The sequence below is a fragment of the Salipiger bermudensis genome (genome assembly GCF_020171625.1).
Classification (GTDB): domain Bacteria; phylum Pseudomonadota; class Alphaproteobacteria; order Rhodobacterales; family Rhodobacteraceae; genus Salipiger; species Salipiger bermudensis_B.
This window is the reverse complement of sequence record NZ_JAIUZY010000001.1, coordinates 500,506-517,995: the sequence shown is the minus strand read 5'-3', so window position 1 is coordinate 517,995 and position 17,490 is coordinate 500,506. Positions and strand designations below refer to the sequence as shown.

Sequence of the window (17,490 nt, the reverse complement as noted above, 5' to 3'; positions counted from 1 at the left end):
GAATACAAGGTTACCGTCTCACGGGGTCTGCAATTGCAGTTGTTCCGTCAGGTGACATGCACAACCCGTAAGCGCCGCGAAGTCATCGGTGACGAGATGCACGGGGAACTGGTCCATGAAGGTGCTGAACCGCCCCTTGTCGCGAAATCCTTCGGTAAATCCGTTGTCGAGCAGGTAGGGGCCGAAATGCCGCGCCACGCCGCCGATCAGGTAGAGGCCGCCGAAGGGCAGGGTGATCAGCGCCAGATCGCCACAGACCCGCCCCAGCAGCCGCGAGAAGGTCTCGACCGCGCGCGCCGCGCGGGGATCGCCGGCCTCCTTCAGCGCCATGATCTCGGCGGCCGGGATGTTGATCTGCGCGGTGTCGGTGACGCCGTCTTCCTCGCACAGCCAGTGCCAGATCCGCTCGAAGCCGCGCCCCGAGAGGAAATGCTCGACCCCCGCGCCGTCATGCTTGCGCGAGACGTACTGGAACAGCCGCAACTCGTCATCCGAGCGCAGCGCCAGCGTGGCGTGGCCGGCTTCACCCGGCGGCACGAGCGTCTGCTCGCCAAGGCGATAGACCGGCGCGGCGTTCATGCCGGTTCCGACCCCCACCACCAGCCGCGCCGATTGCGGGCTGGCGGCGGCCCCCTTGTGCAGCGTGGTGAGGTTCTCGATCGGGATATGGCCCAGCGCGTGGCCCTGCGCCTGCATGTCATTGAGCACCGCGAGGGTGCGGGCGCCGGTGGCCGCGTGCAGGATGTCGCGGTTCACCTCCCAGTCGAGGTTGGTCAGCTTGCCGGCGCTGTCGCGCACCGGGCCTGCCATGGCGACGCAGGCCGCGTCGGGTTCGATCTCGGCGGCGTCGAGATAGTCGCGCAGGACCGCGCCGATGCCGCTCCACTCGGCATTGCGGTAGCGCTTGACGCTGGCCTCCTGCACGGTCGGGCCGGCAGCCAGCGCGACGCGGGTGTTGGTGCCGCCGATATCGGCGAGAACTGCGGTGATCGCGTGGCTCATGGTTGGCCCTCCGTTAGCGCTCCCTTAAGCGCGTGGTAGGAGGCTTTGGGCAGGCGTGCAAGCGTGTCGAAATCCACATGCACCAGCCCAAACCGCTTGTCGTAGCCGAAGCTCCACTCGTAGTTGTCGAGCAGCGACCAGCAGAAATAGCCCTTCACCGGCACGCCGCGGGCGATGGCGCGGCGGACATCCGCCAGATGGGCCTCGATATAGGCGATGCGGTGGTCGTCCTGCACCTCGCCGGCGACGATGTCGTCATGCGCCGCCATGCCGTTCTCGGTGACGAAGATCGGCAGGTCGCCGGTATATTCCTGCGCCGTGCGCTCGAGGAACCGCAGCAGGCCTTCGGGGTAGATCTCCCAGCCCATGTAGGTCTTGGGCAGGATGCCATCGACCTCCTTGAGCGAGGGCCACGGGCTGGTGTCCGGCGCGATGAGCTTGCGGGTGTAGTAGTTGACGCCGCACCAGTCGAGCGGCTGCGAAATCAGCGCCATGTCGTCCTGCCAGTTCGTCGGCATGTGCGGCTCGAGCCCGTCGAGCACGATCCGGGGATACTCCCCCTTGAACACGCCGCCCATGAACCAGCGGTTGTAGATGCCGTCATAGCGCGCGGCGGCCTGCTGTGCCTCCTCGCTGTCATCGGCAGGTTCGGACCATTCGAGATTGAACACGCCGCCGAGGTTCGACATCCCAAGCCCGCGCATCACCTCGATCGAGCGGCCATGCGCCAGAAGGACGTGGTGCATCGCGCGGGTGGCGGCGCGGATGTCCCTCAGGCCCGGTGCCTGACCGCCGAGGAAATGGCTCAGCCACGCCACGCACCACGGCTCGTTGATCGGGGCCACGGTCTCCATCCGGTCGCCGAGCTTGCTCATCGCGACTTCGGTGAAGTCGCCGAACCACTGCGCGATGTCCCGGTTGCGCCAGCCGCCGAGATCGGCGAGCGCCGAGGGCAGCTCCCAGTGATACAGCGTGGCATAGGGCTTGAGCCCGCGCTCGAGCATCGCATCGGTGAGCCGGTCGTAAAAGTCGAGCCCCTCGGGGTTCACCGCGCCACGGCCCTCGGGCAGCACCCGCGCCCACGAGATCGAGAAACGGTAGGCATCGAACCCCGCGGCGGCGACAAGGTCGAGATCCTCGGTAAAGCGGTGGTAGTGGTCGCAGGCCACGTCGCCATTCTCGGCCCGCACCACGTTGCCGGGCGTGTCGGCGTAATCGTCCCAGTGGGTGCGGCCGGCGCCGCCGAACTTGTGGCCCTCGATCTGATAGCTCGAGGTGGCGGTGCCGAAGGTGAAGCCTTCGGGGAAGTCCTTTCGGGTCAGGAGCATGGGTGTGAATCCTAAGTCTGTTTCGGGGCAGGGCCGGTGGACCCGCCGATGATCAGTTGTGCTTCGAGCAGATGGGTTTCGGGGTCGCGCCCCGGCTCCGCGATGTGGCGCAGCAGCATCTCGGCGGCGATGCGCCCGGCCTCGCGCACCGAGGAGCGCGTTGCGGTGAAGATCGGCATGTCGCGGCCATTGGCGAGGTAGCTCAGATCGTCGTCATGGGTGAGCACCGACACGTCGCGGCCCATCTCGAGCCCGGCCTCGTGGATCGCCCGGCGGATGCCAATGGCGGTGATCAGCGACGAGCTCAGGAAGGCGGTGGGTGGTTCGTCAGTGGCAAGCAGCTCGGCGGCGGCGCGGTAGCCGAAGGGCTCGGTCATCTCCTCGCCGCGGATCAGCGCCGGGTCTGGGGCGAGGCCACGTTCGCCCAGCGCCTCTTCATAGCCGATGCGGCGACGATAGGCGAAATCCATGAACTCGAGCCCGTTCAGAAGCGCGATCCGCGTGTGGCCGAGATCGAGCAGGAACGAGGTCGCGCGCTTGAAGGCGCGGGCGTTGTTCATATCGATCCAGCTATAGGGCACGTCGAGATCGGAGGCGCGGCCATGCACCACGAAGGGAAGGTCGAGCCCGCGCAGGAACGGGATGCGCCCGTCGGCCATCTTGGGGCCGTGCACGATGATGCCGTCGACATGGCCCTTGGCTTTGAGGCGGCGGTAATTGTCGGCCTCGTCCTCGTCGCCGGAGATCGACAGCGTCATGTCGTAGCCCGCCTTGAGATAGGCCTCGGACGCGCCGGCGATGAAGTCTCCGAAGACCGGATTGACCATCTCGTGCTGCGTCGAGATCGGGATCACGTGGCCGATCGCCATGGCGCGCCCCGTCGCCAGACCCTTGGCGCGGGCGTTGGGGGAGTAGTTCAGCGCCCGCGCAGCCTCGGCCACGCGGATGCGGGTCTGCTCGCTGACCTCCGGATACCCGTTGAGGGCACGACTCACGGTCGTCTGTGACAGTCCGAGATGGGCGGCGAGTTGCTTCAGATTCATGGCTTAGGCCTCCAAAGCGCTTCGGATCGCAGCCACCATAGCCGCAATTTCGAGAGGACGAAAAGGGTTTTGTTCCGGCCGCGGATAAACCGCGCCGCAGCGTGGAAGCCTTAGAAAATAGCTCATATGGCAATTGACTTGCCGCAGGAAACACGCAACCCTCGGCCAACTTCAAAGCGCTTTGGGGTGACTCGCCCCAAAACTGTGAACGCGCGAGCTAGGTCTCGCGAAATCGTGGAGGACGATCACCTATGAAGTATCTCTCGAAACCCTCGTTTCTAGGCAGTGCGGCAATTCTTGCGCTGTCCGCCGGTGCCGCTCTTGCCCAGGACATGCCCTTCGAGGTGGGCGAGGGCGATTTCCAGTGGGACGCCTACGATGCCTTTGCCGAGCAGTACGACCTCAGCGGCCAGACCGTCGAGATCACCGGCCCTTGGACGGGAAACGAGAAGGCCAAGGTGGACGTCGTCTTCCGCTTCTTCGAAGATGCCACCGGCGCCGAGGTCAACTACTCGGGCTCCGACAGCTTCGAGCAGGACATCGTGATCTCCGCCCGCGCCGGCACCGCGCCCAACCTTGCGGTGTTCCCGCAGCCGGGCCTTGCCGCCGACATGGCGAGCCAGGGCCTGCTGACGCCGCTGCCCGACGACACCGCCGACTGGGTGGCCGAGAACTTCTCCGCCGGTGACAGCTGGGTCGACCTGTCGACCTACGAGGGCGAGGACGGGGAGGAGCATGTCTACGGCCTGTTTTACCGCGTCGATCTCAAGAGCCTCGTGTGGTACTCGCCCATCGCCTTCGACGAGATGGGCTACGAGATCCCCGAGAGCATGGAAGAGCTCAAGGAGCTGACCGAGCAGATCGTCGATGATGGCGGCACACCCTGGTGCATCGGCCTCGGCTCCGGCGCGGCCACCGGCTGGCCCGCGACCGACTGGGTCGAGGATCTGATGCTGCGGATGCACACGCCCGAGGTCTACGACCAGTGGGTCACCAACGAGATCCCGTTCGACGATCCGCAGGTGGTCGAGAGCATCGAGGAATTCGGCTGGTTCGTGCGCAACGACGATTTCGTGCGCGGCGGGGCGCAGGCCGCGGCCACCACCGATTTCCGCGACAGCCCCTCGGGCCTCTTCGCGGTGCCGCCGACCTGCTACCTGCACCGTCAGGCGAGCTTCATCCCGGCCTTCTTCCCCGAAAGCGCCGAGCTTGGCGACAACGTCGACTTCTTCTACATGCCGTCCTACGAAGAGAAGGATCTCGGCAACCCGGTGCTGGGCGCCGGCACGCTGTTCTCGATCACCAACCCGTCCGAGGCGACGGACGCGATGCTCGAGTATCTCAAGCTGCCGATCGCGCATGAGCTGTGGATGGCGCAGGACGGCTTTCTTACCGCCCATGCCGGGGTCAACCCGGAGGTCTACGCCACCGACGCGCAGCGCGCGATGGGCGAGATCCTTGCCGACGCAACGACCTTCCGCTTCGACGCCTCCGACCTGATGCCCGCCGAGATCGGCGCCGGCGCCTTCTGGAGCGGCATGATCGACTACGTCGGCGGCGAGGATGCCGAAAGCGTGGCCGCGACCATCCAGAGCCGCTGGGACTCGATCCGCTGACCGGCTGAGGCCGCAACGATCCTCCCCCGTGCCCGTGTCGGCACGGGGGAACGCGCACAGGGCAGACGCGAGGGAGCACACACGCCATGTCACCGATCCTTCAGGGCATTTTGACCATCATCATCGGGGTCGGCGGATGCGTGGGGTACTTCTACCTCTCCAACATCATTCTCGACCGGTTCGTCTTTCCGCCGCGCGATGACGATCAGGGCCGAAACATCGCCCGCGCCACGGCGGTGCGGCCTTGGCTGTTCCTGATGCCGGCGATCCTCGCGCTGGGACTCTACCTCGTCTACCCGGTGCTCGGCAGCTTCCTGCGCTCGCTCTACAACCGCTCGGGCAACGAGTTCGTCGGCCTCGGCAACTACATCCAGATGTTCTCCGAACACGGCTTCCGCGTGGCGCTTTTCAACAATTTCCTCTGGGTGCTCTTCGTGCCCGCCGCGGCGACCTTCTTCGGCCTCCTGGTGGCGCAGCTCACCGACCGGCTGAGATGGGGCAGCATCGCCAAGTCGCTGATCTTCATGCCGATGGCGATCAGCTTCGTGGGCGCCTCGCTGATCTGGAAATTCGTCTACGCGGTCGATCCCGATATCGGCATCATCAACGCGGTGCGCGATTTCTTCGGCTTGGCCGCCGTCGATCCGCTGCAGATCCCGTTCTGGAACAACTTCTTCGTCATGATCATCATGGTCTGGATGCAGACCGGCTTTGCCATGGTGATCCTCTCGGCCGCGCTGCGCGGCATCCCGGAAGAGACCATCGAGGCCGCCATCCTCGACGGCGCCAACCCGTTCCAGATCTTTTTCCGCATCAAGATCCCGCAGATCGCCGGCACCATCGCCGTGGTCTGGACCACCATTACCTTCCTGACGCTCAAGGTTTTCGACATCGTCTACACGATGACCGGGGGCAATTTCGACACCGAGATCCTGCCGAGCTACATGATGAACTACATGTTCCGCGATGACGGACGCGCCACCGCGGTGGCCTTCGTGATCATGCTGATCGTCACGCCGGTGATGATCTACAACATTCGTCAGGCGCGCAAGGAGCTGTAATCATGGACAATATTGCAGGCCACAAATCCTCGCTCAGCCTTGTTACCAACATCGCCGTGCTGCTTCTCGTGGTGATCTGGCTGATCCCGACCGTGGGGCTTCTGGTGTCCTCCTTCCGCGACCGCGAACAGATCTCCGAGACCGGCTGGTGGGCGGCGATGTTCCCGGTCGAGAGTGCCGAGCGGATGCGCCCCGAGCCCGAGAGCGTGCGGCAGGACGGGGACTATTACGTGCTCGAGGGCAACGTCTTCGAGGGCGGCTCGGGCAGCGTATCTGATTTCGGGCTGACCGGGCGGGACCCCGGCGCCGCCGAAGTGGGCCAGACCTTCGCATGGTTCGAGGTCGAGGTGACCGAGGAGGACGGCGAGATCGACGACGAGCGCATCGAGATCGCCTATCCCGCCGACGGGGAGCCCGAATTCCCCGAGGCCACCGAGGACGGCCTGCCGATCATGCCGGGCAGTGCGGTGCTGCAACGCTCGCTGACCGTGGCCAAGAACGGCGATTTTACCTACGTCAATGACGGCGAGATCAGCCGCGCGCCCTCGCTTTACGTCGTCACCAAGCAACCGCCCGATTTCGGCTGGCAGAACTATCGCCAGATCCTGACCTCCGACGGCATGGACCGCGCCTTCATCAACACGCTGACGGTGACAGTACCCGCGACCGTCATCCCGATCCTGATCGCGGCCTTCGCGGCCTATGCGCTGGCGTGGATGGATTTCCCGGGGCGCGGTTGGCTGGTCGCGGCGGTGGTGGGTCTTCTGGTGGTGCCGCTGCAGCTGGCGCTGGTGCCGATGCTGACGCTGCACAACCAGATCGGCATCGGGCAGAGCTTCCTCGGCATCTGGCTCGCGCATACCGGCTTTGGCCTGCCACTCGCGGTCTACCTTCTGCGCAACTACATGATCGGCCTGCCGCGCGACATCATCGAGAGCGCCAAGGTGGACGGCGCCACCGATTTTCAGGTCTTCACCAAGATCGTGCTGCCGCTGAGCTTCCCCGCACTTGCCTCCTTCGCCATCTTCCAGTTCCTCTGGACATGGAACGATCTGCTCGTGGCCAAGGTTTTCCTTCCTTCCAACAGCGAAAGCTGGGTGATGACCGTCAAGATCGCCGACGACCTGCTGGGCTCGCGCGGGGGCGATTGGGGCATCCTCGCCGCCGCCGCCTTCGTGTCGATCGCGGTGCCGCTGGTGGTCTTCTTCGCAATGCAGAAATACCTCGTGCGCGGCCTGCTGGCCGGCTCGGTGAAATAAGGACGAACACATCACATGACCGACACTCCGGACATGACCGCGACACGCTACCTCAAGAAAGACCCCGACTGGTGGCGCGGTGCGGTGATCTACCAGATCTACCCGCGCAGCTATCAGGACAGCAACGGCGACGGGGTGGGCGACCTGCTCGGCATCGCCCAGCGTCTGCCCTACGTCGCCTCGCTCGGCGTGGACGCGATCTGGATCTCGCCGTTCTTCCGCTCGCCGATGCATGACTTCGGCTACGATGTCAGCGATTACTGCGACATCGACCCGATGTTCGGCACGCTGTCGGATTTCGACACCGTGATCGAGACCGCCCATGCCCTCGGCCTGAAGGTGCTGATGGACCTGGTGATCTCGCACAGCTCCATCGAGCACCCGTGGTTCCAGGAGAGCCGCAGCTCGCGAACCAACCCGCGCGCCAACTGGTATGTCTGGGCCGACGCCAAGCCCGACGGCACGCCGCCCAACAACTGGCTGTCGATCTTCGGCGGCTCGTCCTGGCAATGGAACCCGACCCGCTGCCAGTACTACCTGCACAACTTCCTCACCGAGCAGCCGGACCTGAACTTCCACGAGCCCGAGGTGCAGCAGGAGCTGCTCGACGTGACGAAGTTCTGGCTCGACCGGGGCGTCGACGGCTTCCGCCTCGACACGGTGAATTTCTACTTCCACGACGAGCAGCTGCGCGACAATCCGGCGCTGCCGCCCGAGGAGCGTAACCCGATCACCGCCCCGGCGGTGAACCCCTATACCTGGCAAAATCACCTCTACGACAAGACCCAGCCCGAGAACCTCGACTTCCTCGCCCGGCTGCGGTCGCTGATGAACGAGTACGATGCCGCCGCCGTGGGCGAGGTCGGCGAGGATCTGCGCGGGCTCGAGGTGCTGGGCGAGTACACCCGCGGTGACGATCACCTCCACATGTCCTACGCCTTCGACCTGCTGTCGGATCACGCGCCGACCGCCGCCTTCATCAAGAAGGTGATGGACGACATGGAGGAAAAGGCGCCGGGCGGCTGGGCCTGCTGGGCGTTCTCGAACCACGACGTGGTGCGCCACATCACCCGCTGGAACATCCCCGAGCCCGCGGCCCGGCTCTACATCACGCTGATGATGTGCCTGCGCGGCTCGGCCTGCCTCTACCAGGGCGAGGAACTGGCACTGCCCGAGGCCGAGATCGCCTTCGAGGATCTGCAGGACCCCTATGGCAAACGGTTCTGGCCGGCCTTCAAGGGCCGCGACGGCGCTCGCACGCCGATGGTGTGGGATTCCAACGAGCACAATGGCGGCTTCAGCAGCGCCATGCGCACCTGGCTGCCGGTGAGCCACGCCCATCTCAGCCGCACCGTGAAGGACGAAGAGGCCAACCCGCTGGCGATGTTGCATCACTACCGCCGGGCGATCTCGTTCCGGCAGAGCCACGCAGCGCTGAAGAAGGGCGATATCTCGCAGGTGCATTGTGATGGCCCGGTGCTCAGCTTCCGCCGCTGCCTTGGCCGCGAAGAGCTGTTCTGCGCCTTCAACATCAGCGACGGGCCGGTCACCGTCGACGCACCTTCGGGGACGTGGCATCAAATCGGCGCCGAGATCGGCTCGGCCGGGCCCGCACCCGACGGCAAGCTGCATTTCGGGCGCTGGCAGCCCGTGCTGGCGCTGAAATCTTGATCTCGGAGGGGGGACGCAAATGGCCGATCTGAAACTCACGGATGTTGGCAAGACCTATGGCGGAACCGTCGAGGTGCTCAAGCATATCGATCTAGACATCAAGGCCGGCGAGCTGATCGTCTTCGTCGGCCCCTCGGGCTGCGGCAAGTCCACGCTGTTGCGGATGATCGCTGGGCTCGAGAAGATCACCGCCGGCACGCTCGAGATCGACGGCCAGCGCGTCAACGACGTGCCACCGGCGCAACGCGGCATCGCCATGGTGTTCCAGAGCTACGCGCTTTACCCGCACATGACGGTGCGCGAGAACATGTCCTTCGCACTGCAGATCGCCAAGAAGTCCAAGGACGAGATCCGCAAGTCGGTGGACCGCGCCGCCAAGATGCTGCAGCTCGAGCCCTATCTCGACCGGCTGCCCAAGGCGCTCTCGGGCGGGCAGCGCCAGCGCGTCGCCATCGGCCGCGCCATCGTGCGCGACCCCAAGGTCTTTCTCTTCGACGAGCCGCTGTCGAACCTCGACGCGGCGCTGCGCGTCGCCACGCGGATCGAGATTGCCCAGCTCAAGGAGCAGATGCCCGATCGCACGATGATCTACGTGACCCACGACCAGGTGGAGGCGATGACGCTGGCGAGCCGCATCGTGGTGCTGGCCAACAAGGGCGTGGCGCAGGTCGGCTCGCCGCTCGAGCTTTACGAGACGCCGAATTCCGAGTTCGTGGCGCAGTTCATCGGCTCGCCCGCGATGAACCTGATGCCCGGAGAGGTGATCGCCACCGGCGAGCGCACCACCGTGCGGCTCGATGCCGGCGGTCGCGCGGTCTCGACCGTGCCCACCACGGAGGCCGATATGGGCCTGAAGGTGAACGTGGGCTTCCGGCCGGAGGATTTCGTTCTGGCCGAGGGCGAGGGCGCCTATACCGGCAAGGTGGCGCTGACCGAGGCGCTCGGCGAGGTGACGCTTCTGCACTTCGCCGATGACGGCGCCTCGAAGGAGCCGGTGATCGCCAAGCTTCCGGGCATTCACAAGGGGCTGCGCGGCTCCGAGGTCACCCTCGCCGCCGCGCCCGAGAAGGTGCATCTCTTCAGCGAGGGCGTGTCGCTGCTCTACCGCTGACCCGGCTTCGGTCCTCGGGCCAGCGTCGGGCGGGTTTAGGATCGCCCGCCCGGTGCGCCTTTAAGAAAAGAGGAAGGGGGCTCTGCCCCCTCTTGGCGCTTTGCGCCAATTCACCCCCGAGGTATTTTTGAACCAAAGAAGCAAGGAGCGCTGTGACCCTGGCTTCTCTTCGTCAAAAATACTCCCGCCGGAGGCGTCCCGAGCGGACCACCGGGCGCGGGGGCGGGCTCAGGCGCTTTGGGCGGTCTCGAGCTTCTGCAGCGCCGCTTCCCAGAGCGCCTCGGCGCGATGCAGCCCGTCCATCACCTCGGCGTATTTCTTGTTCCAGGTGTCGAGCTCTCCGGCACGAGCGGCCTCGTAGAGCGCCGGATCGGCGAGCTTCTTCGCGAGCTTCTCGCGCATGTCCTCGATCTTCTCGACCCGCGCCTCGCATTTGCGCACCTCGGAACGCAGCGCGAGGATCTCGTCGCGCGTGGGCTTCGGCGCCTTGGGCGCGGCGGGCTTCGCCTTGTCGGATTTCGCCGGCTTGTCCTGCGTCAGCAGGAGCGTCCGGTAGGCGTCGAGATCGTCCTCGTAGGGCTTGACGGTGCCGTCCTTCACCAGCCACAGCCGGTCGGCCACGAGGCTCAGCAGGTGCATGTCGTGGCTCACGAGGATCACCGCGCCGGAATATTCCGTCAGCGCCTCGACCAGCGCCTCGCGGCTCTCGATGTCGAGGTGGTTGGTCGGCTCGTCGAGGATCAGCATATGCGGGGCGTCGAGCGTCGCGAGCAGCAGCGAGAGCCGGGCCTTCTGGCCGCCCGAGAGCCGGCCGACCTCGGTCTCCGCCTGCGCCGCCATCAGGCCGAAGCCCGCCAGCTGGGCGCGAAGCTTCGGGGGCGCGGCATCGGGGCGCTCGCGCTGAAGGTGTTGCAGCGGCGTCTCGTCGAGATGCAGCTCGTCGACCTGGTGTTGGGCGAAATAGCCGATGCGCAGCTTCGAGCTGCGGACCATCTTGCCGTCCATCAGCACCAGCCGGTCCGCGAGGAGCTTCGACAGCGTCGACTTGCCCTGGCCGTTGCGGCCCAGCAGCGCGATGCGGTCGTCCTGATCGATGCGCAGGTTCAGCCGCGACAGCACCTGCCGCTCGCCATAGCCCGTGGCCCCGCCTTCGAGCGCCACGATGGGCGGCGATAGCTGATCCGGCTGCGGGAAACTGAACACCCGCTTGGCGGCTTCCTCGGGGGCGGTGATGGTGTCCATCCGCGCGATCATCTTGAGACGTGCCTGCGCCTGCTTGGCCTTCGAAGCCTTGGCGCGGAACCGGTCGACGAAGCTCTGCAGATGGGCCTTGCGCTCTTCCTGCTTCTTCGCCGCCGCCGCCTGCACCGCGCGGCGCTCGGCCCGGGTGCGCGCGAAGGTGTCGTAACCGCCCTGGTACAGCGTCAGCTTCCGGTCCTCGAGATGCAGGATCGCACCCACCGCCCGGTTCAGCAGCCCGCGGTCGTGCGAGATCACGATCACCGTGTGCGGGTAGCGCGTCAGATAGTTCTCGAGCCACAGCGCGCCCTCGAGATCGAGATAGTTCGTAGGCTCGTCGAGCAGCAGCAGGTCGGGCTCGGCAAACAGCACGCCGGCCAGCGCCACACGCATCCGCCAGCCGCCGGAGAAGTCCGAGCAGGGCCGCTGCTGCGCCGCCTCGTCAAAGCCCAGACCCTTGAGGATCGAGGCCGCACGGCCCTCTGCCGACCACGCGTCGATATCGGCCAGCCGGGTCTGCACCTCGGCGATGCGGTGCGCATCGGTGGCGGTCTCGGCCTCGGCCATCAGCGCCGCGCGCTCGATGTCGGCGGCCAGCACCGTCTCGATCAGCGACACGTCCGAGGCCGGCGCCTCCTGCGCCACCCCGCCGATGCGGGCGCGCTCGGGCATGCCGATCTCGCCGCCGTCGAGCGTGAGCTCGCCGCGGATCAGCCGGAACAGCGTTGTCTTGCCGGCACCGTTGGGGCCAACGAGGCCGACCTTGTGGCCGGCGGGAATCACCGCGGAGGCGCCCTCGAACAGGGGCCGCCCCTCGACGGAATAGGAAATGTCATCGATCCTGAGCATGGGGGCGCTCTAGCAGAGCTGCCGCGCCGCGGAAATCCCCCATGATCTTCTCATGGCTGGAAATATCCCGGGGAGCGCGAGTGGCCGACCCCTCGCTGGCCGAAACCCGCCGCAAAGCGGGGCGGCTCGGGTCTTTCCAAGGCGGCGCGTGCATGGTAACGCCCACACCAGCAAATACCGGCCGGGCGAGATGCCCGGCTTTTCAATGGAGACAGACATGGCCCTCGAACGGACCTTTTCGATCATCAAGCCCGATGCCACCCGCCGCAACCTGACCGGCAAGATCAACGCCAAGTTCGAGGAAGCGGGCCTCCGCATCGTCGCACAGAAGCGCATCCACATGACCAAGGCGCAGGCCGGCGAGTTCTACAAGGTGCACGCCGAGCGCCCGTTCTACGACGAACTGTGCGAGTTCATGGCGTCCGAGCCGGTCGTCGTTCAGGTGCTGGAAGGGGAAGGCGCCATCGCCAAGAACCGCGAAGTGATGGGCGCGACCAACCCGGCCGACGCCGCCGAAGGCACCATCCGCGCGGAGTTCGCCGAGTCGGTCGGTGAGAACTCCGTGCATGGCTCCGACGCTCCGGAGACCGCGGCGGAAGAGATCGCCTATTTCTTCGCAGGTATCGAGCTGGTCGGCTAAGCCGTCCGCTCTGGACCTGAGACTGCAGAACGGGCGTCCCTCGGGACGCCCGTTTTCGTTTGGTGGGTCGCGCCGACGCGCAAGACACATCAGGCGAACTTTGCGCTTTGATAGTCCGGCGCCGCGCCTGAACCTTCTCCGGCGTCGCGATAGCGCTCTTCGGCCCATTTGCGCAGCAGGGCCGCGTTGCGCGTGTTGGCCTTGTAGCCGATGTCCATGATGTCGCCGATCAGCGGCAGGAGACCGATCGCCCAGTCCACGCCGACATTCCAAGCCATCTGCACGATCAAGGACTTCGGCGCCCCGAGGTTGCGGGCCTCGTTCACGATCCAGACCGCCGGGGCGAGGGCTAGGGTGTCGCCCACGCCCGGCACGAGGCCCAGGATCGAATCCCAGCCCAGCCGGATATTGGTGAACGGCAGGCGGAAGGCCCGGTCCATGCGGCGGGCGTAGCGCTCGACGCGCTCGATCCGTTCGAAGGTTTCATGACGCGACATGGCGATCACGCGTGTTCGGGCGTCCGGGCGATGATCCAAACGGCGTGGACGATGCCGGGGATGTAACCCAGAAGCGTGAGCAGGATGTTGATCCAGAAATGCTTGCCTAGGCCGACCTGCAGGAAAACGCCGAGCGGCGGCAGCAGGATGGCGACGATGATGCGAATAAGGTCCATGGGGTAGGGCCTCCGATGCGTGTGACGTTCGCAAATCAACGTGATCCCCCCGTGCAGAGTTCCCCCGGACACCTTACAGCGGCCCCGCAGGCCCGTATCTAGGAGGCGCGTCAGCCTCCTTTGCGCCGCTCGATCACCCCGATCTCGTCAAGTGCCGCCTCGAGAGCCGAGGGCGCATTGCTTCGGCCCGTGATCTCGGCACAGAGCGCATCGAACTGCAGCCGCAGGTCGTCCTTCTCCTTGCCCCGGCAATCGTTCCATGGCCGGCCCTGAAGCGCCATGTGCAGCACGTAGTACCCGATGAAATGCGGTTTCGTACCGGTGCGCAGCATCCGGCCATAGGCGTCATGCGCGCCGATCTTTCTCAGCGTCTCCGCGTCAGAAATGCCGGCGCGAGCGCAGGCCGCCTCGACGGCGGGGCCCAGATTGCGGATGGAGGAGACCGGCGTGGACATCTGCGCCTCGGGGTTGAATGGACCGCCCAGAACCTGACACCGCGCGTACGCAGCGGCAAGCCATGACCGTGCACCCGAGCCCCAAAGGCGCGGGCCGGGCAGGGCGACACTTTGCGCCTGCAAAGGCCGAGTTTGCAAATTAAGCGCACATGACGGCTCTGTCACGGCTTGCGGTGTGCACCGCCTTGGTGCAAAACCTGAGGCAATGGAGATGAAAAAAGGGGGACACCCGATGACCATCGCACAGAACCGCTCCGTTCTGGTGGAAAGCTTCGGTGCCACGGAAGGCACCGCCCTGCGCCTCAAGCAGGCTGCCCTCGTGGTGGCCGGCATCGCCTTTCTGGCGATCATGGCCAAGATCAAGGTGCCGATGTGGCCGGTGCCGATCACCATGGGCACCTTCGGCGTGCTGACCCTCGGCGCCGCCTATGGCGCGCGGCTCGGCCTCGTGACCATCCTCGGCTACATGCTGGTGGGTGCGCTTGGCTACGACGTTTTCGCCGGCAGCTCGGCCGAGTCCAACGGCCTGACCTACATGATGGGCGGCACCGGCGGCTATCTCGTGGGCTGGGTCATGGCGGTGCTGCTGCTCGGCACGCTGGCGCGCGCCGGCTGGGACCGCTCGGCGCCCAAGATGGCCGGTGCGATGCTGCTCGGCAACGCCCTGATCTACGTGCCCGGCCTGATCTGGCTCGGTATGCTCTATGGCTGGGACAAGCCGATCCTCGAGTGGGGCCTGACCCCGTTCCTCGTCGGTGACGCGGTGAAGCTGGCGCTGGCCGCGATGACCCTGCCGCTGGCATGGAAGGCCCTGGGCCGCGCCCGCGGCTGAGCCGTCGCCTCAGAGCAAAGCAGATCAAGCGGCGCGGGGCCTTCCCGCGCCGCTTTTCGTTGCGCGCCACGCCGTCGCGTCTTGCAGGGCGCCCGCCGTGGCGCTAGCCCTGTGACATGCCCCTGCAAGAGCGCCTTCCCTTCGACCTGTCGGTCTCGCGGCCGCTGCCCGATATCGGCCCGGTTCCCATGTCGGACTGGCTGCTTGTCGATGAGGCCTATGCCGGGCAGATGGCGGCTCGCGAGCATCTGCTCGACACCAATCGCGATGCGGTGCTGGCGCTGTCCGAGCGCGCCCGCCCGTCGGCGGACGAGCTGCTGGAGGTGGTGCTCTCGCATCTTCCGAATGGCTTTGCCCGAGATGGCGCGCGGGTCGTGCGCCCGGATGGCGGGCAGGTCACGCTCGACCGGGCCGACCCGTTGGGCACGCTGGGCCGGCTGGTGCAGGAAGACCTCTGCCTGCTCGAAAAGACGGACGGCGAGGCCGAGCACGTGCTCACGGGGGCGGTGCTGTGCTTTCCTGCCGGCTGGCGGCTGGCGCAAAAGATGATGCGCCCGCTCACCGAGATCCATGTGCCGATCCCCGAATATGACGCCACTCTCGCGGCCCGCGTGCAGCGGCTGTTCGACGGGGTACAGCCCGGGCGCCCGCTGATGCGGTTCAACCGGCTCTGGTACGACGATCCGACGCTGTTCCAGCCCGGCCCCCGGCGCGACAATGACGATCGCTCGGACCCGGAGACCGCGCCGTACTTTCGCACCGAGCGGCAGTGCCTTCTCCGCTTGCCAGAGACCCGCGCGGTGGTGTTCTCGATCCACACCTACGTCATGGACCGCGCGCGGGCGCTCGCCCTTAGCGCATGATGGGCGCCAGAAGGTCGTGCAGGACCTGTGCGTTCTGCAGCGCGACCAGTAGCGCCACGATCGCCGTGATCTGAGAGATCAATCGCACGTCCACCTCGCAGCACAAATTCCAGAGCAGGCGCGGGGCGCGCATGAGGCCGGTCACTAAGCCACGCCGCCTCTCGCCCGAGCCTTCCGCCAGCGCCCCCTCGGGGGCCTGCCGCTGGGCCACGGGCGCGGGCGCATCGACACTCGGGGCATCTGCACGGGGCGCCTCGGCGGGGACCGGCGCGCTGGCGACCGTCATCATGCTGCGCAGGTGCTCGGCCGCGGCGAAGTCAACATGCGGCGGCTGGGACGGTCTGTAATCGCTCTCGGCCGGGTCCGGGCGGAAAATCTCGCGAAACTCGTCGGGCTCAATCAGTGTCTCGCGGTCGTACCAGTCGATGGTCTCGACGGGGATATGCGAGAGCATTCCGCGGACGGTCTGGGACAGGATCCGGCGGGCGAGCGTGTCGTCGGCCTGCTTGTCATTGCGGTTAAGAACCCGAACCGAGAGGTAGGGCGCTTCGCCGGGAAGGCGCTGAACGCGCACGGCGATTCCGAGATGATCGGCCATCAGTGCGGCCCGTTTCCTCGAACGGCGGATCGCCCGACCAGAAGCGCAGTCGAGGCGTCTTAACACCTGCGCTGCGTCGCTGAGCAACTGCCTGTCGCTCAGCACAATGTCATGGGTGAGAAAAATGCCGGCGTGCGGTGTCTCTGTATGGCCCAATGCTGTGGCCTCCCTGAACTCGTTAAACACTTACAATGCGAACGAGATATTCAGAGACTATGACCGTCAGTGGACGGGGTGGTGGCCTTAATGCGACATTAACCATCGCCAGCCATGGTACCCCGTCCACCGAACCGGTTTAGGACCGGGCTTAGCGGTCGATGCGCTCCGCCGCGAGGGCGATGGCCTGCTGGTAGACGGTGGCGGCGTTCCACTCGTTCAGCACGCGGAAGTTCGCGGTGCCTTCCTGATAGGGCTGACCCGGCTGCCATCCCTTCTGGCGCAGGAAGTTGGCGGTCGAGGCCAGCGCGTCCCACTCGTTGTAGAAATCGACGCGGCCATCGCCGTTGCCGTCGACGCCGTAGCGCATGGCGTTGCCGGGCAGGAACTGGGTGTGTCCGAGCTCGCCATGGGCCGCGCCCTTCTGGCTCGGCGACAACATCCCGCGATCGACCATCTGCAGCGCGGCGAGCGCGTGCGGCGTGAAGAAGGACGAACGGCGGCAATCATAGGCCACGGTGCTGATCGAGGAGACCACCGGCACGCTGCCCATGGTGCGGCCAAAGCCGGTCTCCATGCCGTGGATCGCCACGAGAATGCCCGCCGGAACGCCGTAACGCTGCTCAATGGACGAATAGAACTGCGGGTTGCTCTGAACGCGTTTGCGCCCGGTTGCGGCAAACCCGTCGAGCGATCCGAGACGGATGCGGATGAAATCGTTGAGCGCATATTTCACGCCCTTCTGATTGCGGTCCGCCGAAATGGTGGTGGTGGAATACTGCGCATTCATCAGCGCCTGAATGCCGCGCTGGCCGACCCCGGCGCGCTGCGCCTCGGCGGCAAAGGCCTGCTTCCACGCGTCGAAGCCGCTGGCGTTGTTGCCACATGTGGCGGCTTGGACGGTGCCTGCCGTGGCGAGCCCAAGGCTGATGGCTGCGGCAAGTTTGAATACCCGGCGGAACATTCTTGGTTCTCCAATTCGTTTCGAGTTGGCAGACACGGTAGCTCGGCACCGCGGGGCGGCAAATAGAAATGTAGAGGCGCCCGTCCGAGGGTGGAAACTCCGCCGACGTGCCCGCCGTCCGAAGGGGCTG

17 protein-coding genes are annotated in these 17,490 nt (G+C 66.0%); 8 read left to right on the top strand and 9 right to left on the bottom strand.

Annotated elements, in window-relative coordinates:
* Nucleotides 1-18: 18 nt before the first annotated feature.
* From LCM15_RS02420 to LCM15_RS02410, 3 genes are read right to left on the bottom strand one after another with little or no spacing between them, the layout of a single operon-like run.
* Nucleotides 19-1,002 carry an ROK family protein gene (locus tag LCM15_RS02420; protein WP_224852637.1) on the bottom strand — a complete coding sequence of 328 codons (984 nt, stop codon included), beginning with the start codon at nt 1,000-1,002 and terminating at the stop codon, nt 19-21.
* Nucleotides 999-2,330, bottom strand: coding sequence for a GH1 family beta-glucosidase (locus tag LCM15_RS02415; RefSeq protein ID WP_224852636.1), 1,332 nt, complete (start codon nt 2,328-2,330; stop codon nt 999-1,001). The genes LCM15_RS02420 and LCM15_RS02415 overlap by 4 nt, the downstream gene beginning before the upstream one ends.
* 11 nt (nt 2,331-2,341) lie before the next feature.
* Nucleotides 2,342-3,373 (bottom strand): LacI family DNA-binding transcriptional regulator, encoded by a 1,032-nt coding sequence (locus LCM15_RS02410; RefSeq protein ID WP_224852635.1) that lies wholly within the window; start codon nt 3,371-3,373, stop codon nt 2,342-2,344.
* A gap of 251 nt (nt 3,374-3,624) precedes the next feature.
* Between LCM15_RS02410 and LCM15_RS02405 the strand changes: the two genes are divergently transcribed.
* The 5 genes from LCM15_RS02405 to LCM15_RS02385 all read left to right on the top strand — a co-directional run bounded on the left by LCM15_RS02405 (nt 3,625) and on the right by LCM15_RS02385 (nt 10,091).
* Nucleotides 3,625-4,989 (top strand): ABC transporter substrate-binding protein, encoded by a 1,365-nt coding sequence (locus LCM15_RS02405; RefSeq protein WP_224852634.1) that lies wholly within the window; start codon nt 3,625-3,627, stop codon nt 4,987-4,989.
* A gap of 86 nt (nt 4,990-5,075) precedes the next feature.
* On the top strand, nt 5,076-6,050 hold the full coding sequence (locus LCM15_RS02400) for a carbohydrate ABC transporter permease (RefSeq protein ID WP_224852633.1): 975 nt from the start codon (nt 5,076-5,078) through the stop codon (nt 6,048-6,050).
* 2 nt (nt 6,051-6,052) lie between these two features.
* Nucleotides 6,053-7,309, top strand: coding sequence for a carbohydrate ABC transporter permease (locus tag LCM15_RS02395; RefSeq protein ID WP_224852632.1), 1,257 nt, complete (start codon nt 6,053-6,055; stop codon nt 7,307-7,309).
* 15 nt (nt 7,310-7,324) lie between these two features.
* A complete protein-coding gene (locus LCM15_RS02390; RefSeq protein WP_224852631.1) occupies nt 7,325-8,980 on the top strand; it encodes an alpha-glucosidase in 1,656 nt (551 codons plus the stop codon).
* A gap of 19 nt (nt 8,981-8,999) precedes the next feature.
* Nucleotides 9,000-10,091, top strand: a complete 1,092-nt coding sequence (locus LCM15_RS02385; RefSeq protein ID WP_224852630.1) for an ABC transporter ATP-binding protein — start codon at nt 9,000-9,002, stop codon at nt 10,089-10,091.
* A 228-nt stretch (nt 10,092-10,319) separates the two neighbouring features.
* Here the strand turns inward: LCM15_RS02385 and LCM15_RS02380 are convergent, their stop codons facing one another.
* A complete protein-coding gene (locus tag LCM15_RS02380; RefSeq protein WP_224852629.1) occupies nt 10,320-12,179 on the bottom strand; it encodes an ABC-F family ATP-binding cassette domain-containing protein in 1,860 nt (619 codons plus the stop codon).
* 217 nt (nt 12,180-12,396) lie between these two features.
* Between LCM15_RS02380 and ndk the strand changes: the two genes are divergently transcribed.
* Complete coding sequence (gene ndk / locus LCM15_RS02375; protein WP_224852628.1) at nt 12,397-12,819, top strand: nucleoside-diphosphate kinase; 423 nt, start codon at nt 12,397-12,399, stop codon at nt 12,817-12,819.
* A gap of 89 nt (nt 12,820-12,908) precedes the next feature.
* Here the strand turns inward: ndk and LCM15_RS02370 are convergent, their stop codons facing one another.
* The 3 genes from LCM15_RS02370 to LCM15_RS02360 form a co-directional block, all read right to left on the bottom strand.
* Nucleotides 12,909-13,316, bottom strand: a complete 408-nt coding sequence (locus LCM15_RS02370; RefSeq protein ID WP_224852627.1) for a DUF4112 domain-containing protein — start codon at nt 13,314-13,316, stop codon at nt 12,909-12,911.
* 5 nt (nt 13,317-13,321) lie between these two features.
* The gene (locus LCM15_RS02365) at nt 13,322-13,492 is read right to left on the bottom strand and encodes a YqaE/Pmp3 family membrane protein (RefSeq protein ID WP_007800413.1); all 171 of its coding nucleotides are present in this window, start codon (nt 13,490-13,492) and stop codon (nt 13,322-13,324) included.
* Nucleotides 13,493-13,602: 110 nt separating this feature from the next.
* Nucleotides 13,603-13,947 (bottom strand): TfoX/Sxy family protein, encoded by a 345-nt coding sequence (locus LCM15_RS02360; RefSeq protein WP_224852626.1) that lies wholly within the window; start codon nt 13,945-13,947, stop codon nt 13,603-13,605.
* Nucleotides 13,948-14,179: 232 nt separating this feature from the next.
* Between LCM15_RS02360 and LCM15_RS02355 the strand changes: the two genes are divergently transcribed.
* Nucleotides 14,180-14,779, top strand: coding sequence for a biotin transporter BioY (locus tag LCM15_RS02355; protein WP_224852625.1), 600 nt, complete (start codon nt 14,180-14,182; stop codon nt 14,777-14,779).
* Between the two features lie 116 nt (nt 14,780-14,895).
* Nucleotides 14,896-15,642, top strand: a complete 747-nt coding sequence (locus LCM15_RS02350) for a heme-dependent oxidative N-demethylase family protein (protein WP_224852624.1) — start codon at nt 14,896-14,898, stop codon at nt 15,640-15,642.
* Here LCM15_RS02350 and LCM15_RS02345 read toward each other — a convergent pair.
* Both LCM15_RS02345 and LCM15_RS02340 read right to left on the bottom strand, forming a co-directional pair.
* Complete coding sequence (locus LCM15_RS02345) at nt 15,632-16,426, bottom strand: hypothetical protein (RefSeq protein WP_224852623.1); 795 nt, start codon at nt 16,424-16,426, stop codon at nt 15,632-15,634. The genes LCM15_RS02350 and LCM15_RS02345 overlap by 11 nt on opposite strands.
* A gap of 121 nt (nt 16,427-16,547) precedes the next feature.
* Nucleotides 16,548-17,360, bottom strand: a complete 813-nt coding sequence (locus tag LCM15_RS02340) for a lytic transglycosylase domain-containing protein (RefSeq protein ID WP_224852622.1) — start codon at nt 17,358-17,360, stop codon at nt 16,548-16,550.
* Nucleotides 17,361-17,490 lie beyond the last annotated feature (130 nt).